Annotated in this window: 19 protein-coding genes and 1 pseudogene; 5 read left to right on the top strand and 15 right to left on the bottom strand. The window is 65.0% G+C overall.

Annotated elements, in window-relative coordinates:
* Positions 1 to 90: 90 nt before the first annotated feature.
* Complete coding sequence (asd, locus tag ACP15H_RS29230; RefSeq protein WP_425069620.1) at positions 91 to 963, bottom strand: archaetidylserine decarboxylase; 873 nt, start codon at positions 961 to 963, stop codon at positions 91 to 93.
* A 26-nt stretch (positions 964 to 989) separates the two neighbouring features.
* Between asd and ACP15H_RS29225 the strand changes: the two genes are divergently transcribed.
* Positions 990 to 2,714, top strand: coding sequence for an aminotransferase class III-fold pyridoxal phosphate-dependent enzyme (locus ACP15H_RS29225; RefSeq protein WP_425069983.1), 1,725 nt, complete (start codon positions 990 to 992; stop codon positions 2,712 to 2,714).
* Here the strand turns inward: ACP15H_RS29225 and ACP15H_RS29220 are convergent.
* The 3 genes from ACP15H_RS29220 to ACP15H_RS29210 are packed head-to-tail and all read right to left on the bottom strand — an operon-like array spanning position 2,697 to position 4,944.
* Positions 2,697 to 3,401, bottom strand: coding sequence for a hypothetical protein (locus tag ACP15H_RS29220; protein WP_425069619.1), 705 nt, complete (start codon positions 3,399 to 3,401; stop codon positions 2,697 to 2,699). The two genes, ACP15H_RS29225 and ACP15H_RS29220, sit on opposite strands and share 18 nt — an antisense overlap.
* Before the next feature lie 35 nt (positions 3,402 to 3,436).
* Positions 3,437 to 4,279, bottom strand: a complete 843-nt coding sequence (locus ACP15H_RS29215; protein ID WP_425069618.1) for a hypothetical protein — start codon at positions 4,277 to 4,279, stop codon at positions 3,437 to 3,439.
* Positions 4,276 to 4,944, bottom strand: a complete 669-nt coding sequence (locus tag ACP15H_RS29210) for a methyltransferase (protein ID WP_425069617.1) — start codon at positions 4,942 to 4,944, stop codon at positions 4,276 to 4,278. The genes ACP15H_RS29215 and ACP15H_RS29210 overlap by 4 nt, the downstream gene beginning before the upstream one ends.
* Positions 4,945 to 5,170: 226 nt before the next feature.
* Between ACP15H_RS29210 and ACP15H_RS29205 the strand changes: the two genes are divergently transcribed.
* Entirely contained in the window at positions 5,171 to 5,620 is a 450-nt protein-coding gene (locus tag ACP15H_RS29205; RefSeq protein WP_422017566.1) for a potassium channel family protein, read from the top strand.
* Positions 5,621 to 5,962: 342 nt separating this feature from the next.
* A complete protein-coding gene (locus ACP15H_RS29200) occupies positions 5,963 to 6,319 on the top strand; it encodes a response regulator (RefSeq protein WP_425069616.1) in 357 nt (118 codons plus the stop codon).
* Between the two features lie 111 nt (positions 6,320 to 6,430).
* Here the strand turns inward: ACP15H_RS29200 and ACP15H_RS29195 are convergent, their stop codons facing one another.
* Genes ACP15H_RS29195 through ACP15H_RS29155 form a run of 9 tightly spaced genes read right to left on the bottom strand, consistent with a single transcriptional unit; the run spans position 6,431 to position 18,129 of the window.
* Positions 6,431 to 6,901: a hypothetical protein gene (locus ACP15H_RS29195; RefSeq protein WP_425069615.1), complete on the bottom strand. Its 471-nt coding sequence runs from the start codon at positions 6,899 to 6,901 to the stop codon at positions 6,431 to 6,433.
* Positions 6,889 to 7,458 (bottom strand): DUF2478 domain-containing protein, encoded by a 570-nt coding sequence (locus ACP15H_RS29190; RefSeq protein ID WP_425069614.1) that lies wholly within the window; start codon positions 7,456 to 7,458, stop codon positions 6,889 to 6,891. The genes ACP15H_RS29195 and ACP15H_RS29190 overlap by 13 nt, the downstream gene beginning before the upstream one ends.
* A gap of 2 nt (positions 7,459 to 7,460) precedes the next feature.
* Complete coding sequence (locus tag ACP15H_RS29185) at positions 7,461 to 7,790, bottom strand: hypothetical protein (RefSeq protein WP_425069613.1); 330 nt, start codon at positions 7,788 to 7,790, stop codon at positions 7,461 to 7,463.
* Between the two features lie 8 nt (positions 7,791 to 7,798).
* Complete coding sequence (locus tag ACP15H_RS29180; RefSeq protein WP_425069612.1) at positions 7,799 to 8,629, bottom strand: peptidylprolyl isomerase; 831 nt, start codon at positions 8,627 to 8,629, stop codon at positions 7,799 to 7,801.
* Between the two features lie 5 nt (positions 8,630 to 8,634).
* Positions 8,635 to 9,363, bottom strand: a complete 729-nt coding sequence (narI, locus tag ACP15H_RS29175) for a respiratory nitrate reductase subunit gamma (RefSeq protein ID WP_425069611.1) — start codon at positions 9,361 to 9,363, stop codon at positions 8,635 to 8,637.
* The gene (gene narJ, locus ACP15H_RS29170) at positions 9,360 to 10,130 is read right to left on the bottom strand and encodes a nitrate reductase molybdenum cofactor assembly chaperone (RefSeq protein WP_425069610.1); all 771 of its coding nucleotides are present in this window, start codon (positions 10,128 to 10,130) and stop codon (positions 9,360 to 9,362) included. The genes narI and narJ overlap by 4 nt, the downstream gene beginning before the upstream one ends.
* Positions 10,130 to 11,653 carry a nitrate reductase subunit beta gene (gene narH / locus ACP15H_RS29165; RefSeq protein WP_425069609.1) on the bottom strand — a complete coding sequence of 508 codons (1,524 nt, stop codon included), beginning with the start codon at positions 11,651 to 11,653 and terminating at the stop codon, positions 10,130 to 10,132. The genes narJ and narH overlap by 1 nt, the downstream gene beginning before the upstream one ends.
* A 14-nt stretch (positions 11,654 to 11,667) precedes the next feature.
* Entirely contained in the window at positions 11,668 to 15,414 is a 3,747-nt protein-coding gene (locus tag ACP15H_RS29160) for a nitrate reductase subunit alpha (protein ID WP_425069608.1), read from the bottom strand.
* A 12-nt stretch (positions 15,415 to 15,426) separates the two neighbouring features.
* Positions 15,427 to 18,129 (bottom strand): nitrate/nitrite transporter, encoded by a 2,703-nt coding sequence (locus tag ACP15H_RS29155; protein WP_295132013.1) that lies wholly within the window; start codon positions 18,127 to 18,129, stop codon positions 15,427 to 15,429.
* 291 nt (positions 18,130 to 18,420) lie between these two features.
* Between ACP15H_RS29155 and ACP15H_RS29150 the strand changes: the two genes are divergently transcribed.
* Together ACP15H_RS29150 and ACP15H_RS29145 are read left to right on the top strand one after the other, a co-directional pair.
* On the top strand, positions 18,421 to 19,122 hold the full coding sequence (locus tag ACP15H_RS29150) for a cyclic nucleotide-binding domain-containing protein (protein ID WP_425069607.1): 702 nt from the start codon (positions 18,421 to 18,423) through the stop codon (positions 19,120 to 19,122).
* A 28-nt stretch (positions 19,123 to 19,150) separates the two neighbouring features.
* A complete protein-coding gene (locus tag ACP15H_RS29145) occupies positions 19,151 to 20,365 on the top strand; it encodes an NnrS family protein (RefSeq protein ID WP_295132021.1) in 1,215 nt (404 codons plus the stop codon).
* Positions 20,366 to 20,449: 84 nt separating this feature from the next.
* Here the strand turns inward: ACP15H_RS29145 and ACP15H_RS29140 are convergent.
* Together ACP15H_RS29140 and ACP15H_RS29135 are read right to left on the bottom strand one after the other, a co-directional pair.
* A pseudogene (locus ACP15H_RS29140) lies at positions 20,450 to 20,601 on the bottom strand (IS3 family transposase); the annotation flags it as partial.
* A 139-nt stretch (positions 20,602 to 20,740) separates the two neighbouring features.
* A complete protein-coding gene (locus ACP15H_RS29135) occupies positions 20,741 to 21,058 on the bottom strand; it encodes a TrbI/VirB10 family protein (RefSeq protein ID WP_295132023.1) in 318 nt (105 codons plus the stop codon).
* Positions 21,059 to 21,641 lie beyond the last annotated feature (583 nt).

The raw sequence follows: 21,641 nt of genomic DNA, 5'->3' as shown, positions 1-21,641 counted from the left end.
CGGTCACCGAACTGACACGCCGCCCTCACGAGACGGCAACGAGACTGTTGCACTGGAAAGGGAGTGTCCGCCTCCCGCTCCCCGGCCGCGTCAGGGCAGAACCATCAGGCGCTGGCCCATCCGGATCTTCGTGCCGTCGGCGATACCCTCGCACAGACGAAAGCCGCGCGGCGCGAACACGATGATCGTCGACCCATGCTCGAACCAGCCCAGCTCGTCGCCGCGTCGAACGCGTGTCGAACAGGCAATGTCGGCCGCCCCGCGATAGTTCATGTTCATCACGACATCGAGGAAGTGCAGCCGGATGCCAGCGACCAGGATCGCCGCGACCGGCACCAGCGCCACCGGGTGAGCGCCCGCGGCGAGGCGAAGCCGCAGCACGGCGCGCTCGTTGCGGCAGAACAGGCGCTCGACCCGCCGGAGCGCGATCGGGTTCACGTTCCAGGTGTCGCCCGACACGTAGGTCACACGCTCGACCGTCGCGTCGTGCGGCGCATGGAAGCGATGGTACATGCTCGAGGTCAGGCGCAGCGTGACATAGGTGCCGTCACGATAGGTCTCGACCAGCGCCGGATCGATCAGCAGATCCTCGAGCCGGTAGGGGAAGCCCTTGGCTTGGAACAGCTCGGTGCCGCGCACGGTGCCGCACGCTCCGACGATCCCGTCGCTGGGACTGACCAGCATCGCGGGATCGCTGTCGATCGGCCGCGCTCCGGCGCGCAGCTCGCGCGTGAAGCAGTCGCGCAGGCTTCCGAACGACGTCTTCTTCGAGTCAGACAGATCGAGATCGGTGAACAGGCGCCAGACCGCGATCGCGGCGCGGGCGAGCGCCGGACTCTCGATGCGGCTGAACCAGCCCATCCAACGCGTCACGAGCCTTCGCGGGATGCGGTTGGTCAGCAGGAAATTGATGTCCTCCTGCTGGAGGACCTTCAGCAGTTGCGAATGAACGCTTTTGGCCACGTCGAAAACTCCGGGGAAGCTGGATGATGAACCTGATGGATGGCGAGACTGTCGCGGCGCTGGTGGCCGGGGGGCTGGCGCTGTTCCTGCTGGCCCCCAGGGTGCGCAACCGCCTGATGCTCTCGCGGGCCAAGCACCGGTCGCTGGCCGGCCACGCGCGGATGTCGCGGCGGATTGCCGGGCTGATCCCGCGCTACGTCTATGAAGGCGACCTGTTCTTTCGCGCCGACGATGCCGGCGAGGCCGTCGCGGCCCGCCGCAGGACCGGCTTCGACGCGCTGGCCGAGACCTTGCGCGCGGGAGACGGGCGCACGCTGCGGCTGACCTCGGAGGCGACGCGCCACATCTCCGACCTGCAGTTCACCGAAAGCTACCGGGTGCCGTTCCAGTTCAGTCCGCGTGTCCGGACGACGCTGCCCGCCGGCGCCTTCGTGGCCTCCTCCGAGGGCGTACAGGTCACCGACCTCGACGGCACGGCGCGCTACGACCTCAGCGGCTCCTACGGCGTCAACCTGCTGGGCTATGACTTCTACAAGGGCTGCATGGAGCGCGGCGCCCGGCGCGTCGCCGGACTGGGCCCCGTTCTCGGCGCCTATCCCGATCTCGTGGCCGACAATGCCCGGCGGCTCGCCCGCATCTCCGGCAAGCCGGAAGTGTCGTTCCACATGTCCGGCACGGAAGCGGTGATGCAGGCCGTGCGGCTGGCGCGCTACCACACCGGCCGCTCCCACCTCGTGCGCTTCTGCGGCGCCTACAATGGCTGGTGGGGCGACGTGCAGCCCGGCGTCGGCAATCCGGTGGCGGCGCACGACACCTACACGCTGGCCGATCTCTCGGAGAAGACCCTCGCCGTCCTGCGCCGCCGCACCGACATTGCCTGCGTGCTGGTCAACCCGATCCAGGCCATGCATCCCAACCAGGGCGCGCCGGCGGATTCCACCTTGATCGCCAGCCGGCCCGACCGCGGCGTCAGCCGCGAAACCTACGCCGCCTGGCTGAAGGCCCTGCGCCAGGTCTGCACCGAGCGCGGCATCGTTCTCATCCTCGACGAGGTGTTCGTCGGCTTCCGGCTCGCCGCCGGCGGCGCCCAGGAATATTTCGGCATCGAGGCCGACCTCGTGACCTACGGCAAGACGGTGGGCGGCGGGTTTCCCATCGGCGTCGTCTGCGGCGACCACCGGCTGATGAAGCGGTTCCGGGACGACCGGCCGGCCGACATCTGCTTCGCGCGCGGCACCTTCAATGCGCATCCCTACGTGATGGGGGCGATGAACGAGTTCCTGCTCCATCTCGACTCGCCCGAAATGAAGCAGGTCTATCGCGAGCTCGACGAGACCTGGGACCGGCGGGCCGCCGATCTCAACCGCCGGCTGGCCGAGCGGCGGCTGCCGGTGCGCATCGGGCATCTCTCGTCGATCTGGACGGTCTGCTACCCGACGGCCTCGCGCTATCACTGGATGTTCCAGTACTACCTCAAGGCCCATGGCCTTGCGCTGAGCTGGGTGGGCACGGGGCGCCTGATCTTCAGCCTGAACTTCACCGAGGAGCAGTTCCAGGCGGTGGCCGACCGCTTCGTTGCGGCGGCCGAGGCGATGCAACGCGACGGCTGGTGGGAGCCGGGGGCGCTGGCCACCGACCGGGCGATCAAGCGGCGCATCCTGCGCGAGATGGCATCGCACCTGTTTGGCTTCCCGCGACGGGGACGCAAGGCCCGTCTGGCCGGGCCGCGTCCCCTAGACGCCGCCCTTTGAGGCCGGGGCAACGGCGTCCTCGGCAACGGTGAGAGCCAGGTCGGGCATGACCTCGGGCAGGATCTCGTCAGGCAGGATCGGAGCGGCCACGGCCTCAGGCGTGTGGCGGCTGTGCCGGCCGCTCAAGAGTTCCCACGGCGCGCGGTGATACAGCTTGATGTCGTGGAACGGATCGGTGGCGATCTTCGTCACCCAGACCAGGCCGGTGGTCAGGTCCTTGGTCACGAACAGCTGAAGGGCGCGGAAGGCGATGCCGGCCAGGCCGACGACCAGCCAGAGCTCGCCGACATGCGTCACGAAGCCGGTCCAGTCGGCGTGCGGCGTGAAGACGCCCAACAGGGTCGGGTCGACCACCAGCAGGAGCGGCGACGCCGCCCAGACCGCGAGCAGGACGAGCTTGCGCTTGATGTTGTAGCCGACCTTGATCTCCTCCTTGTATTCGTCCGTCGCCTGGTTGACGGCGTCGTAACCGCGCGGCTCGAAGAACAGATGGCCGATCTGGCGCGTCGTCATCGCGACCAGCCAGCCGATCAGGGCCGCCATCGCGGGATCGGTGAAGGCCACGACATAGGCGAACAGGAAGCTGGTCGCGCTGAGCAGGTGCAGCGACTGGTTGACCTTGCTGTGATGGTAGTAGCGATGGTCGTCCCATCGCTGGACCTTCAACTCGTGCAACAGTCGGGTCATGGCGTTTTCCTCTGCTCGGCGGGGTGTGGGGGGCGCTACAGGTTGACGACGAAATATCCGAGGGCGGCCACGCCGATCGCGGTCGCGGCCATCGCCGCGAGCGGCACCAGCGGGTGAACGATGTTGAGGCGGCGGAACAGGTTGCAGAGATAGCCCACGGCCTTCTGTGCGGGCGTGCGCGGGCTCTTCGAGTATTCCATGGCCGCCTTGACCACGTAGAAGACGGCCGTGTTGGCCGCCAACGCGAACCGGCCCCGGACACCGGCGCCCGGGGCGGTCACGAGGTAGTTGCACTTGAGCAGGATGCGCTGGGGCGCGCCTTGCGTGTAGCTGCCCTCGACCCAGTGCAGTTCGCGATGGAAGTCGAGCAGGCCGAACTCGTAGCTGGTGAAGGCCTTCTCGACCCGGCTGTCGCCGAACACCACCTTGTAGCTCGCGTCGGACTGGAGATAGATCAGCGCCCGCACGACCATGCTCGACGACAGGAAGCGCAGGTTGCCGTCGTAGTGCCTGTCGAACAGGCCCTGGTCGCCACCGCGATCCTTGTTGTAGTGCGAGATGTAAAGCTCGTCGGTGTGCTTCATCGGCTCGAAGCGGCTCCCGGCCGGAACCTGCCGCAGGATCGGGTCGCGGATGACCGGGCTGTCGCGCAGCCGATCGATCAGGGCGACGATCTCGGCGGGAAGCGTCTCGACATAGACGTGGCAGGAGGGCCGCTGGGCGAGCTGCTCGCGGAAATGCGCCTCGACCCATCGGGACAGGCCGTCGATCAGGGCGCGGTCTTCGGCTGGCTCGAAACGGCCGAGCGTGGCGGGAAACAAGGACGAGACCGCGCCCCGCGTTGAGCCGGCGGCGGTGGAGTCGAGAATGTCGGTCACGAGGTTCCCTGGCTGAGGCGGCTCGAATCGGGGTCGTTGCCGGCGGCAACCGTTGAGGTCGCCGCCGTGACCGCAAGGATGAGGAGCCCCGCCAGCCTGATGGCCGGCCGGCGGCGCGTCCCGGCCCGTTCCATCGCGAGCAGGCCGAGGTTCAACACGACATGAAGGGTGGCAAGCGGCCACCAGGCGGCGCGGAAGGCCGGATTGAGCAGCGTCCCGCCGAAGGCCATCACGTTTCCGACGATCATCGGATGGGACATCAGGGAATAGGGAAAGGCGGTGATCCGCCGCTCGGTCAGCCCGGCGAGCTCGTGGCCATAGTAGGTCCGGTCGATCCCCAGCACCGCGGCGGCGCGGGCGGTCAGCAGAATGCCGAGCGCGATCGTGCCGAGCGAGAGAATGTCCGGTGGCGCCTGCAGGTAGACGAAGGCGAGCGCCGCGACCGACACGGCCTTGAGCAGCATCGCGTCGCGCTTGAAGACCGCGAACGAGTCGACGCCCCAGGCGAAGCCATACCAGTAGAGGCCGTAATAGACGAAGCTGACGAGGTAGATCGCGACGACCGGCTCACGGCCGATCGCGGCCCCGGCCAGCACGGCGGCGACGATCGTCCAGCACGCGAGAGACGCGCCGCGCCGGTCGAGGATGCTACGAATCCGGGACACCACGCGAAAACCCATATGCCGGGCGTGTTGCCGGCCCATGAAGGATCCGCGTCGGTTCGTTGACCCGTGTCGGGGCGGCGGGGGACGGCGCGCGCGAGATGGACGGTGCGAGACTTCGGTGGGTTGAGCGCTGCAGGCGCATGGCTGAACCAGTCCGGAGGCGTTACCGTCACCCTCTTTTGACCCTGGCTCTTCCAGGGGTTCATCGGGGAACTGTCGACAACGCATGTTTGCCAACCTCGCGCTCGCGACCTTCATGGTCAGCCTCACCGTCGCCATCCATCTCGGCGGCCTGCTCGGCCTCTTGTGGGTGCTGCGCGACAGGGCGCATCGCATCCGGGCCCACGAAAACCGCCTCGTCCCGCTCGGCGTCATCCTGTTCGTGGTCCTGGGGCTGGTGGCCATCCATTCGGTCGAGATCTGGCTGTATGGGGCCGCTTTCTGGGCGATCGGTGCCGTGGGAGATTTCGAAACGGCCCTCTATTTTTCGACCGTGACCTTCACGACCCTGGGCTACGGGGACGTCGTGCTCGAGGGCAACTGGCGGCTGTTTGGCGCGATCGAGGCAGGCAACGGGCTGATCCTGTTCGGCTGGTCCACGGCCTTCCTGCTTTCGGTCACCAGCCGGCTGAGATTGCTGGAGCATGACTGGCTGGAGAAAAGCGACGCGGATTGAGGCGTTGGTGCCGGTGCCGAAGAGACAGTCCAGGCCTGTCCCGGCCAATGACCGCTGCGAACAACACAGGCGTCGATTGTCGCTCCTCATCCCGCTGTCTCGTTGGTGAGACGGAAACGGGTGTCCAAGTGCCTGATGAACAACGACGGCGGAAAGAGAGTGGTGCCCCGAGACGGAATCGAAATTTCCTCCATCTATTTGAAACAACGTACTTTTTTGAAAGATGACTTTTCAGTGTACCCATCAATGTACCCAGGGTTAATAGCCATGCGGCTGGGGCGCTGCGGAGCCGACTGACGACACACAGGCGGCCTTTACGCGGCTGAGAAGCTGAAGCGGCTCGTGGAAAAGCGCGCGACCAGCGGCGAACTGCCGGGAATGGACGGGGTGGCGCGTCTGCAGTGTCTGCGCATGCAAGAGCTGAGTGTGCCGGCCATAGTCATGATGGGGAAGCCCAGCGCTTTCGTGCGACAGCAGGCACTGGCTGCCGGTGCTATTGCCTTCCTGGAAAAGCCGCTCGATGCAGGCCAGATCGTTTCGCTAGTCCGCGAAGGCAAAGCCGCCGCGTCGCAAGAGACGCTTCAACTCGGCAATGCCCTTGTCGTAGCGCCCGCGCTGACAGTCATCGAGCGCCAATTCGGCGCGCGCCCGCTGACCGGTATGGTGGAACGTCCAGTGTTGCTCATAGCGTGCCCATAGGACGAACAGCCTGTTGCATTCGGCGAGCCGTTCCGGCGACGCGGGCGGCGCAGCCGTGCAGGCTGTGATCGGGAGTACCGTCGCCAGAAGCAGAGCGCGCCACATCTCAATTCATCCCAACAGTCCATGCGCCCCCAGGACGGCGGTCCCTGCAACGCCAGCGCTAGCTCCAAGCAGGAGCCAATGCACCCGCGCGACGCGGCTCAGAAGGCCTGCAGGGTCGGAGCGTCCCGCCTCGAACAGGCGAACTCCGATGGCGGGCTCGACGACAAACAGGATCGTCATGAACAACAGCCAGAGCAGCAGCATCCCGCCGAGCCACCACTGTGCCGAATCGAGGAAGCGTGCCCAGGCATCCAGGCGCTCGGCCATGTAGAAGCCGCTCAGTCCCGCCACCGGCACCGACAGACGGACCTGCGCAGAGAAGCGTCGCTCGACCGACTCGAAAAGGGCAAGGCCCTCGTGCGGATCGGCGAAGCGACATGCCAGCGGTAGTACGACCAGCGTCACGACGGCCATACCGCCAATCCAATGGATGATGGCGAGCACGTGGAATGCTCGCGCGAGGGTCACGTCGTCCATGATTTGGCCAGCTCACCCGATCGTTCGCCTGCCCCGGCATCGAGCCCGTGGCCCGCCAGCCAGCGCGCGACCGCGACATCGTCCACCGGCAACTCGACGGCGAGAGCCCCGGCAAACGCGCGCCAGCGATCCAGATTGCGCGCCGGCACGCCTACCAGGACGGGGATACCGAGTTCGACCGCCTCGGCCACGGCCTGACGCAAGCCACCGCCGTCGGCCTCGATCTTGCCGAACTTGTTGATGATCAACAGGCGCGGCTCCTCGCTGCGCAGGCTCGAAAGGACAGCCTCGGCGAGTTCGGTCAGCAGACCGACATCGAGACGGCAGCCACGCGCTTCCTTGCCCCGATGTTCGGCGATCGCCGTTACCTCGCCCGTGGCAAGGTCCTCGATCAGCAGATCGCAGGCGTGGCGATCGGCCATGTCTTCGGGCGTCCGCTGCAGGGCGCCCGCGAGCGCGATGCCGCGATCTCGCAGGCCTTCGACGGTACTGGCGATCACGCGCTCGGGATAGACGCCGTCGGCATAGATCAATGCACCGATGAGAGGGGATGACATGATCAGCTCCTGTGATTGCAGCATTCGTGATCGGCATCGCAGTCCGCATGGCTGTCCTGGCGCAGCGACCAGAGCAGCATCTGGCGCAGGCAGGCCGCGGCTGGATCGGACGTGCGTTCCAGCGCCGTCATCAGCGCCAGCCAGTCCTCGTCTGACGCGAAAGCGGTGAAGCGGCCGACCGCATTGCTGGCGTAGAGCGGCGGGCTCTCGCCGAACCTGGCACCGGTGGCCTCGACATCGACCATCAGCGGAAGGTCGTCGAGGCCCAGCAGGGTCTCGGCGGCGACGCTCTCGTCGCCCAGCCGGTCGAGGACCTGTCCCAGAAGCATCATGGCGCGGCCTATTGGACGAGAGGGCCGGCGGCGGCGCCGAAATCGACGCCGGTGAGCTGCGCGCGGCCCGCCAGGATGGTTACGTACTGTCGCAGGGCGCGGCGGTGGACCGTGTCCTCCAGATAGTCGGCGATGCGGTCGCGCACGACTTCGAAGGGCATCTGGCGGCCCTCGATGCGGCGGTCGAGGCGCACGATGTGGAGCCCGTAGCGAGTCTCGATCGGCTCGGGGTGGATCTTACCGACCTCCAGTCCGCTCAGCGCAGCCTCGAACTCGGGCACGGTCTGGCCGGGGCCGATCTGGCCGAGGTTGCCGCCCTGATTGCGCGAAGGACATACCGAGTGAGCGGCTGCAATCTCGGCGAGGCGCTCCGGCTGCCGCCGCAACTCGGCAATGAGGCGCCCCGCTAGCTCCTGCGCTTGCGGCCCGTTCGCAATCAGGATGTGCGCGACCTCGCAAAGGTCGGCGGAGCGGAAGCGGCCGAGATTGGCCTGGTAGTAGCGCCGACAGGCTGCATCGTCGGCGCTCGGTACCTTCACTTCGCGCTCCACCAGCTCACGCAGGCGCGCCTCCTGCAATGTCTCTCGACGGCCTTCGCCATCCTCGACCGGCTCGGCCACGATGGAGAGCCTCTCGGCCTCCTGCGACAGCAGTTCACGGACTGCCAGTGCCTGGGCCGCCAGCATCCAGGCCTGGTCGGGATCGGCGGCCTGATGGTGCTGGGCTTCGCGGGCGATGGCCGCGCTGGGGATGACCACGCCGTTGACACTGACCGGCACGGGGCGGGTGAAGCGTCTGCGGACCGGGGGCGTGGCCGTGGTGGACTGAGACGTGCTCATGGCCCTCACTCCGCCGGCTGACGAGAGGTCGGTCGACCGGAAGCGGACAGCGGCCGCCTCCGGCGCACGACCTGGTAGCCGCGACGGCCAAGGTACCAGACCGGTGCCGACCAGACGTGAACCAGACGACTGAACGGGAAGAGCAGGAACAGCGTCATGCCCAGCACGAGATGCGTGAGGTAGGGCCAGTCGAGACCCTGCAGGGTCCTGGCATCGACCGGATGCAGGATCACGATGCCCTGCGCCCAGTGCGACAGGATCAACATCACCGACCCGTCCGAATGCGCGAAGGAGAATGGCAGCGTGGCGAGGCCGAGGGAGAGCTGGATCCACAGGATCGCCAGGATGGCGATGTCCATCACCGAGCTGTTGGCGCGGATGCGGTCATCGAACAGGCGTCGGTGCAGCAGCATGGTGAGGCCGACGAAGCAGACCACTCCCGCAATGCCACCGGCGGCGACGGCGACCACCTGCTTCTGCTCGACGGTGATGAAGAGCGTGTAGAGCCAGGTCGGCGTCAGCAGACCTACCGTGTGACCCAGCAGCAGGAACAGGATGCCGGCATGGAACAGGTTGGAGCCCCAGGTGAGCTGACGCTTTCGCAGGATCTGGCTGGAGCTGGCGCGCCAGGTGTATTGCTCGCGGTCGAAGCGGATCAGGCTGCCGAGGAGAAAGACCGTCAGGCAGATGTAGGGATACCAGACGAACAGGAGATGGTAGACATAGTCCTTCATGACCGGACTCCCGGGTTGGAGGGCGCCGTGGCGTGACGCCCGGTCGATCTTCCGTGAGTGAGGGGCGGCGCGACGCCTTCGGCCGGCCGCATGGCTGCGCGCAGCCGGGTCGAAAGCCCCTCGACACTGCACGCGCCGGTCGCGTCGGCGGCCCCCGGACCGAAAGTCACTTCCTCCTCTTCCCAGGCCGCGTCCAATGCCTCGAGATCGTCCGGTTCGGGATCGGGCTCTGCACGTAGCGTCGCCAGCGCCCGCTCATCGAGCCGGGCCTTCGAAATCGCCAGAAGCGCAGACATTACGGCGACATACGGCGAACTCCGCTTTGCCAGACGTTCCCGGAGCGCCGCAATCACGTTGGCCGGCTGGCCGATCAGCTCGATGGCCGCCTGCGGCGGGCGCGTCGACGCATACTCGAGAAACAGCGGCAGGAAGTCGGGCAGCTCGATGGCTGTCGGCGTGTAACCGCTCTCTTCGTAGAGCTTGAGCAGGTCGACCATGGCCTGGCCGCGGTCGCGGCTCTCGCCGTGAACATGCTCGAAGAGATGCAGCGACAGCGATCGCGTACGGTCGAACAGCAGTCCGTAACGCTCCTGCAGGTCGTAGAGATCGCCGCCGGCGAGGTCGTCGATCAATCGATGAAGCTCCACCCGCACTGCTGATGGCAGGATGGCATCGCCGTCGATCGCCTGACGGATTTCGTCGGCCGCCTCGATGAGGTCGGTGCTCGGGTAGGAAAGCAGTGCGGCGAGGGCCCTGAGCGTCTTCATCACACGACCTCCATCGGATTCTTGGCGCGCAGCTTGCCGCCGGAGAACAGATTGCCGCCATCGTCGCCGGACGAGCAGCCGTTGCCGAAGCTGAAGCCGCAGGCACCGCGTAGCTGATAGGCGTCCTCGGCTGTCTCGCGGTGGGCTGTCGGGATCACGAAGCGGTCCTCGTAGTTGGCGATCGCCATGATGTGATACATCTCCTCGATCTGCTCCGGGCTCAGCCCGACACGCGCGGCGACGGCGCCGTCGATGACGCCCTCGACGGTCTTGGCGCGCATGTAGGCGCGCATGGCGAGCATGCGCTCCAGGCCGTGTGCCACCGGCCCCTCGTCGCCTGCCGTCAGCAGATTGGCGAGATAGCGCAGGGGGATGCGAAGCGAGCGGACGTCAGGCATGCCGCCGTCGATGCCCATCTTGCCGGCCTCGGCCGCCGCCTGGATCGGCGACAGCGGCGGCACGTACCAGACCATCGGCAGCGTGCGGTATTCGGGATGCAGCGGGAAGGCGACCTTCCATTCCATGGCCATCTTCCACACCGGCGAGCGGCGCGCGGCCTCCAGCCAGGCATCGGGCACGCCGTCACGGCGCGCCTGGGCGATCACCGTCTCGTCGTTGGGATCCAGGAAGATGCCCATCTGGGCGTCGTAGAGATTCTTGTCGTCGGCAACGCTGGCGGCCTGCTCGATGCGGTCGGCATCGTAGAGCATGACGCCGAGGTAGCGGATGCGACCGACGCAAGTCTCGGAGCACACAGTCGGCTGTCCCGCTTCGATGCGGGGATAACAGAAGGTGCACTTCTCCGACTTGCCCGACGACCAGTTGAAGTAGATCTTCTTGTAGGGGCAGCCGGACACGCACATGCGCCAGCCGCGGCACTTGTCCTGGTCGATCAGGACGATGCCGTCCTCTTCCCGCTTGTAGATGGCGCCCGACGGGCAAGCCGCAACACAGGCCGGGTTGAGACAATGCTCGCACAGTCGCGGCAGGTACATCATGAAGGTGTTCTCGAACTGCCCGTACATCTCCTTCTGCACGCCCTCGAAATTGGCGTCGACGGAGCGCTTGGCGAATTCGCCACCCAGGATCTCCTCCCAGTTGGGGCCCCACTCGATCTTCTCCAGGCGCTTGCCGCTGATCAGCGAGCGTGGCCGCGCCGTCGGGAAGGCTTCCAGCTCGGGCGCCTTCTGCAGGTGCTCGTAATCGAAGGTGAACGGCTCGTAATAGTCGTCGATCTCCGGCAGGTCGGGGTTCGCGAAGATGTTGGCGAGGATGCGCCACTTGGAGCCGATTCTGGGCTGGATCCTGCCGTTGCGCTTGCGCGTCCAGCCGCCCTTCCAGCGCGTCTGGTTCTCCCAGTCCTTCGGGTAGCCGATGCCGGGCTTGGTCTCGACATTGTTGAACCACGCGTATTCCATGCCTTCGCGATTAGTCCATACATTCTTGCAGGTGACCGAACAGGTGTGACACCCGATGCATTTGTCGAGGTTCAGCACCATCCCGATTTGAGCGCGGATCTTCATGATACTTCTCCCCTTCACTCGGCGGCACTGAGGACGGGAACGGCGTCCTTGTGCGGGCGTTCGAGCCAGTCGACCTTGCCGAGCTTGCGCACCACGACGAACTCGTCACGGTTGGTTCCGATGGTGCCGTAGTAGTTGAAGCCATAGGCCTGCTGGGCATAGCCGCCGATCATGTGCGTGGGCTTCATCACCACGCGCGTGACCGAGTTGTGAATGCCGCCGCGATTGCCGGTCATTTCCGAGCCCGGCACGTTCACGATCTTCTCCTGCGCGTGATACATGAAGAGCGTGCCTTCCTTCATGCGCTGGGAGACGACGGCGCGCGCGACCAGCGCCCCGTTCACATTGTAGGCCTCGATCCAGTCGTTATCGACGATGCCCGCCCTGGCAGCATCGACCTCACTGAGCCAGACGATGGGTCCGCCGCGCGACAAGGTGAGCATCATGAGGTTGTCGGTGTACGTGGAGTGGATGCCCCACTTCTGGTGCGGCGTGATGAAGTTCAGCACGATCTGCTTCTCGCCATTTGGCTGGCTATCGATCACAGGTTTGACAGCGCGAAGATCGAGCGGCGGCCGGTAGACGCACAGACCTTCGCCGAAGGCCAGCATCCAGAGATGATCCTGGTAGAGCTGCTGGCGCCCGGTGAGCGTGCGCCACGGGATCAATTCGTGGACGTTGGTATAGCCCGCATTGTAGCAGACCTTCTCGCTCTCCAGCCCCGACCAGGTCGGCGCCGAGATGATCTTGCGCGGCTGAGCCACGACATCCCGGAAGCGGATCTTCTCGTCCTCCTTGGGATGCGCCAGATGGGTATGGTCGCGGCCGGTTGTCCGCGAGAGCGCCGCCCACGAGCGGACCGCAACCTCGCCGTTGGTTTCGGGCGCCAGCATGAGCAGCGTCTCCGCGGCGTCGATGTCGCTCTCGATGCGCGCCAGGCCCTTGGTCGGCCCCTCGGACGTGACGACACCGTTGAGCTGCTTCAGGAGTTCGACCTCGTGACCGGTCGGCCAGGCGATGCCTTTCACGCCGTTGCCGACCTTGTCCATCAGCGGGCCGAGCGAAGTGAAGCGCTTGTAGACGTTGGGATAGTCGCGTTCGACGACGGTGATGGCTGGCATGGTCTTGCCGGGGATCGGCTCGACCTCGCCGCGCTTCCAGTCCTTGACGTCGAACGGCTGCGCCATCTCCCCGGGACTGTCGTGCATGATCGGCGTCAGCACGACATCCTTCTCCACGCCCAGAACCTCGGGCGCCACGCGCGAGAACGCCTTGGCGATCGACTTGTAGATCTCCCAGTCGCTGCGTGCCTCCCAGACTGGATCCACCGCCGCGGTCAGCGGGTGGATGAACGGGTGCATGTCCGAGGTGTTGAGATCGTTCTTCTCGTACCAGGTGGCCGTGGGAAGGACGATGTCGGAGTAGACGCAGGTCGTAGACATACGGAAGTCGAGCGTGACCAGCAGGTCGAGCTTTCCTTGCGGGGCCTCCTCGTGCCACACCGCCTCCGCCGGCCTGGCCTTGCCTTCCTGCCCCAGATCCTTGCCCATCACGCCATGGGTCGTGCCCAGCAGGTGCTTCAGGAAGTATTCGTGTCCCTTGCCCGAGGATCCGAGCAGGTTGGATCGCCACACGAACATGTTCCGAGGCCAGTTCTTCGGATCGTCGGGATCCTCGCAGGAGAGCTTCAGCTCGCCGCTCTTGAGCTTCTGCACGACGTAATCCCTGGGCTCCATGCCGGCGGCTGCCGCATCGCGCGACACCTGCAGCGGGTTGGTCTCAAGCTGGGGCGCGGACGGCAGCCAGCCCATGCGCTCCGCACGGATGTTGTAATCGATGATCGCGCCGTCCCATTGGCCCGGAGGCGCGGTCGGCGAGACGATGTCGCCGACGTTGATCGTCTCGTAGCGCCATTGGTCGCTGTGCGCGTAGAACGCCGACGTCGAATTCTGCTGTCTTGGCGGACGCCCCCAGTCGAGGGCGAAGGCGAGCGGCAACCAGCCGGACTGCGGCCGGAGCTTCTCCTGACCGACATAGTGCGCCCAACCGCCGCCGGACTGCCCGACGCAGCCGCACATCGCCAGCATGTTGATCACGCCGCGATAGTTCATGTCGGCGTGGTACCAGTGGTTCATCGCGGCGCCGATGATGATCATCGACCGGCCATTGGTCTTCTCGGCATTGGACGCGAACTCGCGCGCCACCTGGATGATCTTGTCGCGCGAGACGCCGGTGATCTTCTCCGCCCAGGCCGGCGTGTAGGGCACGTCGTCGTCGAGCGAACGAGCGACGTTGGGCCCGCCCAGCCCCGCGTCGACGCCGTAGTTGGCGACGAACAGGTCGTGGACCGAGGCAACGAGCGTGTCGCCTTCGACCAGCTTCAACGACTTCACGGGAACGCGCCGCTTGAGCACGCCGGCATGATCCGTCGAGGCGAAATGCTCATGCTTGATGTTGCCGAAGTAGGGAAATCCCACCTCCACCGCCTCATCCCGCACGTCGGCCAGCGACAGCCGAGGGGTCACGTCCCTGCCCGTGGATTCCTTGTTCTCCAGGTTCCACTTGCCGCTCTCGCCCCAGCGGAAGCCGATCGATCCGCGCGGCGCCACGACATCGCCTGTCGCTTCATCGAAGGCGACCGTCTTCCATTCGGGATTGTTGGACTCGCCCAGCGACGTGTCGAAGTCGGACGCGCGCACGAAGCGATCGGGAACGTACATTCCGTCGCGCTTGGCGAGCTTCACCAGCATCGGCATGTCGGTGTACTGCCGGACATAGTCGCGGAAGTACTTGGCCTGCCTGTCGACGTGATACTCCTTCAGGATCACGTGCCCCATCGCCATGGCCAGCGCCGAGTCGGTGCCCTGCTTAACCGACAGCCAGATGTCGCCGAACTTCGACGCCTCCGAGTAATCGGGACAGATCACGGCGCTCTTCAGGCCGCGGTAGCGGGCCTCGGTGTAGAAGTGGGCGTCGGGCGTGCGCGTCTGCGGTACGTTCGAGCCCCAGAGGATAACGAAGCCCGCATTGTACCAGTCGGCCGACTCGGGCACGTCGGTCTGCTCGCCCCAGGTCTGCGGCGAGGCCGGCGGCAGGTCGCAATACCAGTCGTAGAAGGACATGCAGACGCCTCCGATCAGCGACAGGTAGCGCGAGCCCGCGGCGTAGGAGACCATCGACATGGCCGGGATCGGCGAGAAGCCGAAGATCCGGTCGGGCCCATGGGCCTTCGCTGTATAGGCATTGGCCGCGGCGACGATCTCGGTCGCTTCGTCCCAGCCGACGCGCACGAATCCACCATGTCCACGCTTGCTGGTGTAGGCCTTGCGTTTCTCGGGATTCTCGACGATCGACGCCCAGGCCGCGACCGGTGACAGGGTGGCGCGCGCCTCGCGCCACAGCCGCAGCAGGCGTGAGCGGGCCAGTGGATACTTCACGCGGTTGCCGGAATAGAGGTACCAGCTGTAGCTGGCGCCGCGAGAGCAGCCGCGCGGTTCATGGTTAGGCAGTTCGGGGCGGGTGCGCGGATAATCGGTCTGCTGCGTCTCCCAGGTGACGATTCCGCCCTTGACGTAGATCTTCCACGAGCACGAGCCCGTGCAGTTGGCGCCGTGCGTCGAGCGCACGATCTTGTCGTGCTGCCAGCGCTTTCTGTAGGCATCCTCCCAACTGCGGCTCTCTTCGGTGGTGATACCGTGACCGTCGGCGAACGGCTCCCTGACCTTCTTGAAGAACGTCAGGCGATCGAGGAAGTGCGACATTATCCGTATCCTTCAGCGGGCGGGTTTCGGAGTGGGAGCGGACATCGATGCGCCCTTGCGCTCGACGTCGAACAGCAGGCCGCCCCGGCGGGTGTAGAAGAACCAGGTGGCGAAGATGCAAGTGAGGTAAAAGGCCAGGAAGCCGTAGAGCGCACCCGACGCACTGCCGGTCATCGCGATCGACGATCCGAAGCTCTTGGGAATGAAGAAGGCGCCATAGGCTGCGATCGCCGACGTGAAGCCGATGATGGCGGCCGACTCCTTGTCGGACTGCATGCGCCGGGTGTCGGCGGATGCATTTGGCATCAGCCGTTCCATGTCCTTGCGCATGATCGCCGGGATCATCTGGAAGGTCGACGCATTGCCGACGCCGCTCGCGAAGAAGAGCAGCAGGAACATCGCGAAGAACCCGGCGAAGTTCTTCTCGCCGAGGAAGTGCACGACCCCCAGTGCTCCCAGCGCCATGACGACGAACACCCAGAAGGTGACGCGGCCACCTCCCCAGCGATCGGCGACCCAGCCGGTCAGCGAGCGCGACAGCGCGCCGACCAGTGGCCCGAGGAAGGCGTACTGAAGGGCGTTGATCTCGGGGAACTGCGTCTTGGCGAGCAGCGGAAATCCCGCCGAGTAACCGATGAATGAACCGAAGGTGCCGGTATAGAGCCAGCACATGATCCAGTTGTGCCGGCGCTGGAAGATCACCGACTGCTCGGCGAACGAGGCCCTGGCCGACGCGATGTCGTTCATGCCGAACCAAGCAGCGAACGCCGAGGCGGCGATGAACGGGGCCCAGATGAATCCGGCATTCTGCAGCCAGAGCCTGGTCGTGCCGCTCGCCTCCCGGGCGACCTGGGCATCGCCCCCGAGCCAGCCGAACACGCCGGTCGTGATGACGACCGGAACGATGAACTGCACGACGCTGACGCCCAGGTTGCCGAGACCGGCATTGAGGGCAAGGGCGTTGCCCTTCTCCGCCTTGGGGAAGAAGAACGAGATGTTGGACATCGACGAGGCGAAGTTGCCGCCGCCGAACCCGCAGAGCAGCGCCAGGACCAGGAAGATCCAGTAGGGCGTCGCCGGATTCTGCACGGCATAGCCAACGCCGATCGCCGGGATCATCAGCGACCAGGTCGCGAGTGTCGTCCACAGCCGCCCACCGAAGATCGGCACGGTGAAGGAGTAGAAGATTCGCAGCGTCGCTCCGGAGACGCCGGGCAGCGCCGCCAGCCAGAACAGCTGGTCGGTCGTGTATTGGAAGCCGATCGCCGGCAGCTTGGCGACGACCACCGACCACACCATCCAGACCGCGAACGACAACAGCAGGGCTGGGATCGAAATCGCGAGATTGCGGCGCGCGATCCGCCGGCCGGTCTGCTCCCAGAAGGTCTTGTCTTCCGGCCGCCAGTCCTCAAGCGTCTTGCCCGACAGCTTGCCGACATGCTCGGGACGGTGGATTTCCTGCATCTCGGGCAGCTGAGGCAGCCTGTCGAGTGCCTCACCGACCGCCTGCCGCTCCATGGCGCGGATCGCGAAATGCATCCAGGCAAGGGAGCCGGCAGCGACCAGGAACAGCAACATGAAGCAGCTGGTCCACACGCCGGTCAGGTCGTTCATCACACCGAAGAGGATCGGCAGGATGAAACCGCCGAGGCCGCCGACCAGGCCGACCACACCACCGACCGCACCGACATGGCTGGGATAATAGACGGGGATGTGCTTGTAGACGGCAGCCTTGCCCAGGCTCATGAAGAAGCCGAGCACGAATATCGCAACAGTGAATGGCAGCAGCCCCATCTCCATGGTGAAGGAGATCGGACCCTGGATGCCCTTGACGATATATTCGGTCGGGGGATAGGCGAGAACGAAGCAGGCCACGACTGACACGCCGAAGGTCCAGTACATGACGCGCCGCGCGCCATGCTTGTCGCTCAGCACGCCACCGTAGATCCGGAACAGACTCGCCGGCACCGAGTAGGCCGCGGCGATCATGCCGGCGGTGGTGATGGTGAGACCATAGACACCGATCAGGTAGCGCGGCAGCCACAGCGCCAGAGCAACGTATCCGCCGAAGACAAAGAAGTAGTAGAGCGAGAAGCGCCACACCTGGAGGTTCTTGAGGGGTGCAAGCATCGCCGCCATCGACTCGGGCTTGACACCGCTCCTGCGCCGCGCCTTGAGTTGAGGATCGTCCTTCGTGGTGAACCAGAACAGGATCGCCATGACGACCAAGGCGGCCGCCCAGATGTCGGCGACCGTCTTCCAGCCGTAGGCCACCATTATGAACGGCGCAACGAACTTGGTTACCGAGGCGCCGACATTGCCCGCGCCGAAGATGCCGAGGGCGGTCCCCTGCCGCTCCTTTTCGTACCAGCGCGAGACGTAGGCGACGCCGACCGCGAAAGAGCCGCCGGCGATGCCGACGCCCAGCGCCGCCAGAAGAAAGGTCTGAAAGTCGTAGGCAAAGGAGAGAAGCCAGGTGGCGACGGCCGCGGCCAGCATGACGACGGTAAAGACGACGCGGCCGCCATACTGGTCCGTCCACACCCCGAGGAGCAGCCGGATCAGCGCGCCCGTCAGGATCGGAGTGCCGACCAACAGGCCGAACTGGGTGTCGTTGAGGCCCAGATCCTTCTTTATCTGTACGCCGATGATCGAGAAGATCGTCCAGACGGCAAAGCACACCGTGAAGGCGATGGTGCTCATGCCGAGGGCCATGCCCCGCCCTTCTAGAGGGGCCTGTTGAACACTCGCCGATCGTTGCATTGATGCTCCCCTGCGCGTCGCACATCGACAGCGCAGATCGAGGGTCGGAGCGGGGAGCAACAGACTGCTTGATTTGAATCAAGCCGGAGGCCGGCATCGATTCTTTTGGGCTGTTTTTTATCTTTTGCGAATAGACATAGATAACATTTGGTAACACTTGAGCCTGCGCTGGATTGAGCCAGATCAACGACGCTTGCCATCTGGCAGCGCAACGATGTCGCGCGCAGGAGGCACAACCACATCATGCGTACAACCGATTTGCCGCTGATTCGTCGCTCCAGATTGTTCGCCCAGGTAGGAGAGATCGATCTCGCGGCGATGTTGACTACCTGCTTCGTCCAGACACTTCCCGCCGGCGCGGCCCTCTGTCACCAGGGCGAGAAGGCGGAGTTTCTCCATATAGTTCTGTCTGGTCGTGTCGGCTTGTTTGGCTCGGCTGGCCACGACGAGGCGTTGGTGGAATTCTTCGGGCCGGGCGACGCCTTCATCGTGCCGGCGGTAGTGCTCGACGCGCCTTACCTGTTGACCGCGCGAATTCTAGAAGAGGGGCGCATCCTGATGTGGCCTGCTGCAGCGTTCCGTGCCCAGTTGCGGGCCACGGGCAGCTTAGCCTTCGGAGCGGTGCTGCTACTGTCAGGTTACTGGCGTACACTCATAGGGCAGATCAAGGATCTGAAGCTACTTTCCGCAATAGAGCGGCTTTCGGCTTTCCTTCTCGCTTTGGCGCCACGCGAGACCGGCCCCGTCACGGTAACGCTGCCGGGAGGCCGGCGCCTCGTTGCCGGCCGGCTAGGCATCACACCGCAGAGCCTATCGCGCGCCTTCGCCGCGTTACGTCCTCTCGGCATCAGCGGTGGAGGCCGCCAGGTGACGATCGTCGATCCCGGACGCCTGCGCGAATTCGCCGGCGCCCGCGCCTTGAAGGGCCCGGATGGAGGGGCCTGATATTGGATGCGCTTGAGAAGGACCAACCATGGCTGCGATCCCTCGACTGAAGCCCTATGCTGGACCCGCTCTACTTTCCTACGGCTTCCGCCCCTTCTTCCTCCTGGGGTCGATCTGGGCAGGCTTCGAAGTGCTGGCGTGGCTGCCGATGTTCTACGGCGAATTGTCGTTCGCGACGGCCCTCTCGCCGCGTGACTGGCATGTCCACGAATTGCTGTTCGGCTCTGTATCAGCCATCGTCGCAGGCTTCCTGCTGACGGCCATCCCCAATTGGACCGGGCGGCTGCCGCTGCAGGGGTTGCCGCTGGCAGGGTTGGTGCTGGTCTGGCTTGCAGGCCGCGGCGCCATCACCATGTCCGCCAGTATAGGTTGGCTCGGTGCGACGGTCGTGGACTGCGCTTTCCTGGTCCTCATGGCGGCCGCGGTGGCACGCGAGATCTTGGCTGGCAAGAACTGGAAAAATCTCAAGATAGTCGCCCTTCTATCCCTGCTCGCAGCCGGGAATTTGGGCTTTCATCTAGAGGCGCATTTCGGGGGCATCGCGCTCTATTCATCCCGCCTCGGCATCGCGACGGTGCTCATTCTGATCATGGTGATCGGCGGCCGCATCATTCCAAGCTTCACGCGCAACTGGCTGATCAGGCGTGAACCCGGCCGGCTCCCGGTCCCCTTCGGACGTTTCGATATCGCCTGCATCACCCTGAGCAGCGCGGCGCTCGCACTATGGGTCGTCATGCCCGAAGAAGCACCAACCGGCGTCACCCTAGTCTCCGCTGCCGCTCTCAATGTCGTCCGACTCTGCCGCTGGGCCGGTGACCGCAGCTTCTCGGACAGGCTTGTCCTGGTACTGCATGTTGGCTACGCATTCGTTCCACTGGGTTTCCTGCTTGCAGGCCTCTCCGCCTTCGGCATCACGGCGCCAAGTGCGGGCATCCACGCCTGGACGGCCGGCGCCTTCGGCATCATGACACTTGCTGTCATGAGTCGCGCGAGCCTAGGCCACACCGGAAGGCCGCTTGTTGCCTCATCCGCCCTGCAGGCAGTCTACGCCTTCGCATTCATAGCCGCGCTCGCGCGCCTCGGCTCGATCATGGCACCTAACCATATCAGCCTGCTTCTCGCTGTTGCGGCGATGGCCTGGGCGGCCGCCTTCCTCGGCTTTGCCGTGCTCTACTTCCCCATTTTCTGGCTTCCACGCGCCCCCCAAATCAGATCAAATCTCATTCCGCGACTGGCGAAATGACGGTGGCCATGGGAGCCCACCTCTTGGTCCTCGCTGTCGCGTCACGACGATCTGGCTTCGGGCCTCGACGAAGTCGTAGGATCAGGCATGGGTGGGCCGCTTCGCCCGCAGACGGGTGCAGGAACTATCGTTGAGCCGCAGGCGGTCCCGTTTGGGCTACTTGTGGGGAACTTGAGCCCCTCGCGCCGTCAGATCCGCTCGACCCGCTCGTTGTTGACCTGCCAGCCCGCCTGCCGCGGACATTACGCTTCTCCTATTCGCGGGCCGGCGAAAGCACGGGGTCACGCGTCGCGATTGCCCGCACCGATTGACCGGCCGGATGGTCAGTGGACTGCATGTTGAGGTTGCGCCGCACCACTTGCTGTCCGGCCTGTTTCAGCGTGTCGCCCGCACCACTGCGCAGGCACGGACGATATCGCCATCGTTCTGGTCCGACCCGAGCTCGGCGCCGACCGCGAGGACGGTCGAGAGAAGTACCGCGTTGAACAGCGAGCCCAATGATGATCGACGCCGTCTTCCAGACCAGCCTGCCCGCTGGCATCCGCTCCGGGTTGTCGTTCGAGCATGATCGAATAGCCGTTGCGGCAGAAGCAGCCGCGTCCAGGCCAGAAGAATACGTGACTGCCCGAAGCTGACTTTGCTGTCGAAGACGTCGATCAGCCATGCCCCCTGAGGTCGCGTTGGGCCGCACAACGAGGCTCAGGCCATGGTCGTCGGTAATCGTGCCGTCATTGTACCCGGCCTTCCGCGTGTCCCCGCAGTGTACCCGAAGGAGCCGGATTCTCGCGGACGGTCGCGAACAGTGCCGAACGCCAATAAACGTTCAAAGCTTGATCTTACGAGGGTTCTGAGCAATCGGCGAACGAGCGCGGACAACTAAGAACTAGGCCGGATGGAAAATGGTGCCCCGAGACGGAATCGAAATTTCGTCTATCTAGCTGAAATAGTGATCTTTTTTTGGACGAGCATTTTTGAGTGTACCCACCAATGTACCCAGCGCATCTCAGCCATGAGATGAGTGGCGGTGCTGATCGGACTGACGACTCTGATTACTTAAGAATCCTCAGGCGTAGGAGCGTTGCCCTCCGAAAGCAGAAGTAGTGAGTTCGAATCTCGCCAGGTCCGCCATTGAGGAAGCTCTGTGAGCAAACCTAAATTGAGGCATGCCCCGCGCAACCTGGAGCTACCTGGGCGTTTGGCACGACCTTGAGCCTAGGGTTGCCACCTAGGAACACTTTCGCAGCAGTAAAACCTGCTGTCAGCGAGAGCAATTTCT

The organism is Reyranella sp., assembly GCF_965249915.1.
GTDB lineage: Bacteria > Pseudomonadota > Alphaproteobacteria > Reyranellales > Reyranellaceae > Reyranella.
Note: the sequence above shows the minus strand (reverse complement) of the source record. Positions and strands in the feature narration are given on the sequence as shown.

Coding starts and splice junctions, on each gene's coding strand:
- ACP15H_RS29185 (WP_425069613.1), bottom strand. CDS start 7,790: ATGATGCTTCTGGGACAGGTCCTCGACCGGCTGGGCGACGAGAGCGTC.
- ACP15H_RS29190 (WP_425069614.1), bottom strand. CDS start 7,458: ATGTCATCCCCTCTCATCGGTGCATTGATCTATGCCGACGGCGTCTAT.
- ACP15H_RS29145 (WP_295132021.1), top strand. CDS start 19,151: ATGGCTGCGATCCCTCGACTGAAGCCCTATGCTGGACCCGCTCTACTT.
- ACP15H_RS29225 (WP_425069983.1), top strand. CDS start 990: ATGAACCTGATGGATGGCGAGACTGTCGCGGCGCTGGTGGCCGGGGGG.
- ACP15H_RS29205 (WP_422017566.1), top strand. CDS start 5,171: ATGTTTGCCAACCTCGCGCTCGCGACCTTCATGGTCAGCCTCACCGTC.
- narH (WP_425069609.1), bottom strand. CDS start 11,653: ATGAAGATCCGCGCTCAAATCGGGATGGTGCTGAACCTCGACAAATGC.
- ACP15H_RS29220 (WP_425069619.1), bottom strand. CDS start 3,401: ATGACCCGACTGTTGCACGAGTTGAAGGTCCAGCGATGGGACGACCAT.
- ACP15H_RS29160 (WP_425069608.1), bottom strand. CDS start 15,414: ATGTCGCACTTCCTCGATCGCCTGACGTTCTTCAAGAAGGTCAGGGAG.
- narJ (WP_425069610.1), bottom strand. CDS start 10,130: ATGAAGACGCTCAGGGCCCTCGCCGCACTGCTTTCCTACCCGAGCACC.
- ACP15H_RS29150 (WP_425069607.1), top strand. CDS start 18,421: ATGCGTACAACCGATTTGCCGCTGATTCGTCGCTCCAGATTGTTCGCC.
- ACP15H_RS29180 (WP_425069612.1), bottom strand. CDS start 8,629: ATGAGCACGTCTCAGTCCACCACGGCCACGCCCCCGGTCCGCAGACGC.
- narI (WP_425069611.1), bottom strand. CDS start 9,363: ATGAAGGACTATGTCTACCATCTCCTGTTCGTCTGGTATCCCTACATC.
- ACP15H_RS29155 (WP_295132013.1), bottom strand. CDS start 18,129: ATGGCCCTCGGCATGAGCACCATCGCCTTCACGGTGTGCTTTGCCGTC.
- ACP15H_RS29195 (WP_425069615.1), bottom strand. CDS start 6,901: ATGGACGACGTGACCCTCGCGCGAGCATTCCACGTGCTCGCCATCATC.